Source organism: Robinsoniella sp. (assembly GCF_034124845.1).
Genome location: NZ_JAWYAJ010000596.1, coordinates 1 through 3,357 on the forward strand (window position 1 = coordinate 1; position 3,357 = coordinate 3,357).

2 protein-coding genes are annotated in these 3,357 nt (G+C 43.5%); both read left to right on the forward strand.

Annotated features, from left to right (window positions below):
* The coding region (locus ACH2DQ_RS29275) for an EAL domain-containing protein (protein ID WP_395028830.1) at positions 1–2,071 on the forward strand (2,071 nt) is incomplete at its 5' end.
* Between the two features lie 12 nt (positions 2,072–2,083).
* Positions 2,084–3,357: ABC transporter substrate-binding protein (locus tag ACH2DQ_RS29280; protein ID WP_395028831.1), on the forward strand; the 1,274-nt coding region annotated here is incomplete at its 3' end.

Below are 3,357 nucleotides of genomic sequence, written 5' to 3' on the forward strand. Positions count from 1 at the left end.
TAATTACGATGTGCTTCATACAATGGCGGCTTCATTGGAATACTCTGGAATTGATAAATTAGAAGAAGCAAAGAAAATGCTCCAGAAGCAGAAGGAAGGTCTGGGTTTTGAAAGTATCTTTCTTATAGATCAGAATGGTATTGCCTATGATCTGAGCAATTTACAGACTTTTTTAACACTTGATAAATTAGTTCGTAAGGATCTGCTCAGCGGAAAGGACTCTATGTCCACCACTCAGCTTATCCAGAATAAAGAGTACATATTGTTTTCCGTACCCCTGGACAACATGAATATTGACGATAAAACGATGGTTGCGCTGGCTGTAAGTTATGCGCCCTCCTCCTTTGATCAGGTACTGTCAATGTCTTCCTTTAACGATCAGGCTTATTCTCAGATAGTAACTTTGAAAGGTGCGGTAGTAGTACGATCTTCCTCTCCTTATGCTTTCAAGAGCGGATACAATATATTTTCTACTATGGAAGGATTAATTATTGGGGAAACGAAACTGTCGGATGTAATGGAGGAAATGGCGGTAAATGCATCCGGACAGGTACGGTTTAATTTAGACGGCAGGGAGACTTATATGGTCTATACCCCTGTTGCGCCGGATAACTGGTATCTGCTGTCCTTTGTGCCGGTTGAAGTTGTTAACGAAAAATCTGATTTATTGCTGAAGTCTACCCTGGTGATTTGCGGATTGATTGCTGTTACCTTTGCAGGACTGGCAGCAGCACTGGTCTATATTTTTAACAACCATAAGCGTAAGCTGGAACAGATTGCTTATGTGGATGAAGTAACCGGCGGGCATACGATACAGCGTTTTTACGAGATTGCAGAGGAATTGCTCACCTCCAACCATAATTTGCGTTATGCGCTGGTATATACCAACATTGTAAAATTTAAAGTGCTGAATGATGAGCTGGGACGCATTAACTGTGATGCTATGCTGCGGTTTTTCAGCGAATATATGAATACAAAGATATCCGAGTCGGAATGTATCGGCAGGCAGTCCGCTGATAATTTTTGCATATTAATACAATTTTTTGATGAAACAGAATTATTGGATAAATTTAAAAAGTGGCATGATCAGGCAGAACAGATTGTTACGGATATGAATGTAGCATGGAGTCTCCCTATTATGGAATTTGGCATTTATGTGATTGATAACAGTACCCTGACATTTCCGCAGATGATTGACAGGGCGAAACTTGCTTTACGCGAAACACCCCGTACTGTTGACAGTAAGCTGCGGTGTGCCTTTTATGATGATGAGGTGCGGCGTCAGCTGCTCCGTGAAAAGCAACTGGAAGACAGGATGGAAGCAGCACTTAATAACGGGGAGTTTGTGGTATTTTTGCAGCCTAAGTACCGTTTACCGGAGGAACGCATTGGAGGTGCTGAGGCGCTTGTACGTTGGAAGAGTACCAGTGAAGGTATGATTTTCCCGGATGAGTTTATTCCGCTGTTTGAAAAAAACGGCTTTATTATCCAACTGGATTTGTATGTGTTTGAAACAGTCTGCCGTACATTGCGCAAATGGATTGATCAGGGAATTACACCTCACAGAATATCCGTAAACTGTTCCCGCCTTCACTTTAAAGATAAGAATTTTCTTACAGAATACGTCCGTATTGCGGAGGAGTTTCAATTGGATAAATCACTGATTGAAATTGAAGTAACCGAAAGTATGGTGCTGGAAAACAGCGCGCGGCTTATCAGTATTATCCGGAATATCAAGGCGGCAGGCTTTGAATGCTCGATGGATGACTTTGGCAGCGGCTATTCGTCACTGAACCTGATCCAGACAATACCGGTAGATGTTCTCAAGCTGGATAAAATATTCTTTCATGGAGAGGGAGTGGATTTAAGCAGGACAGAAGCAGTGGTAACCAATATTATAAGTATGGCAAAAGCCCTTTCCATGGAAACCGTTGCCGAAGGTGTGGAAGAGCGGGAGCAGGTAGATATGCTGAAACGCGCAGGCTGTGACTATATTCAAGGATATGTTTACGCAAAACCAATGGATATCCCTGCGTTTGAATGTTTGGCAGCAGAGAATAGAAAAGGATAAGAGGGGGGACGGATGGTTGTGCTTGAACGTTTAAAAAAATTGCAGAAGCCAGTGTTGACTGCGGTCTATATCACTACACTTTTACTTTGTTTAACAGGATGCTCCGGCAGTGATTCAAACAACGATGAAGATGTCCTGACCCAAAAGGCATCAGCCAAAGAAAAGACTCAGATTACGGTACTGGTGAAGTATGCCTTTACTATAAATGAATTTGAAAAAGCGGTAGAGAAACAGTTTCCTGATATTGATCTGGTACAGGTAGGGAATTATACGAGGAATATGGGGATTGAGGAATATGCAGCACGATTGGAACATGACGATCTTCCGGATATTGTCATAACCTGGCCTCTGGATGTTGGCAGGGAGTATTGGAGTGAACGCCTCCTTGATCTCTCCGGCATGGAGTTCTCCAGCCGTTACAATACCTCCATGTTAAATGATATTTCTGCAGACGGAAAGCTTTACTATCTGCCCGGACCGGCGCAGGTAAGAGGCATTATATATAATAAAACCCTGTTTCAGGAAAAAGGCTGGGAGGTTCCAGAGGACTACGAAGGCTTTCTGGAATTGTGCAGTACCATAGAAGCCAGCGGTATTCGTTCCATACAACTGGGTTTTCAAAATCAGGAAGTACTGGATACGGCTTTTACAGGCTACAATTTTGGCAATTACTTTAGCCGCCCTCAAGATCTGGAATGGATGGATCATTATAATCAGGGAATTGGCAGTTTTGGAGACCAGTTTGACGGAGCACTGGATGTATTTCAGCAGATGGCTGATGCCGGGGTCTGGAAGGCCTCGGATTTAGAGATCGATTATTCGGAACGGGAGAAAATGCTTTTTACCCGTCAATGCGCTATGGTAGAGGACTCATCCCTTATGGCAAAAATGGGATATGGTCAGACAGGAACGAAGGATGAATTTGCTCTGATGCCGTATTTTAATCCTGGAAGCAATAATGACTGGGCACGTCTCTATATGGTCTGTTATATTGGACTGAACAAGCATCTGGCGGAAGAGGAAAACAAGGATAAATATGAACGGGTTATGGAGCTTATGAACTACATATCAACGGTAGAAGGTCAGAAAATGTTGTCGGCAGACACAGGTGCAATGTATTCCAGCCTGATTGATGCCACACCGCCGGATGTTCCTGAAATAGAAGCGCTGATACCGGCATTGACTCAGGGCCGCTATGCGGTATTTCCCACCCTGAATAATGCTCCGGGAGCACTGCGGGAAGGGCTTGCCGGACTGTTAAAGGGTACTCTTACCAAAGCAGATGT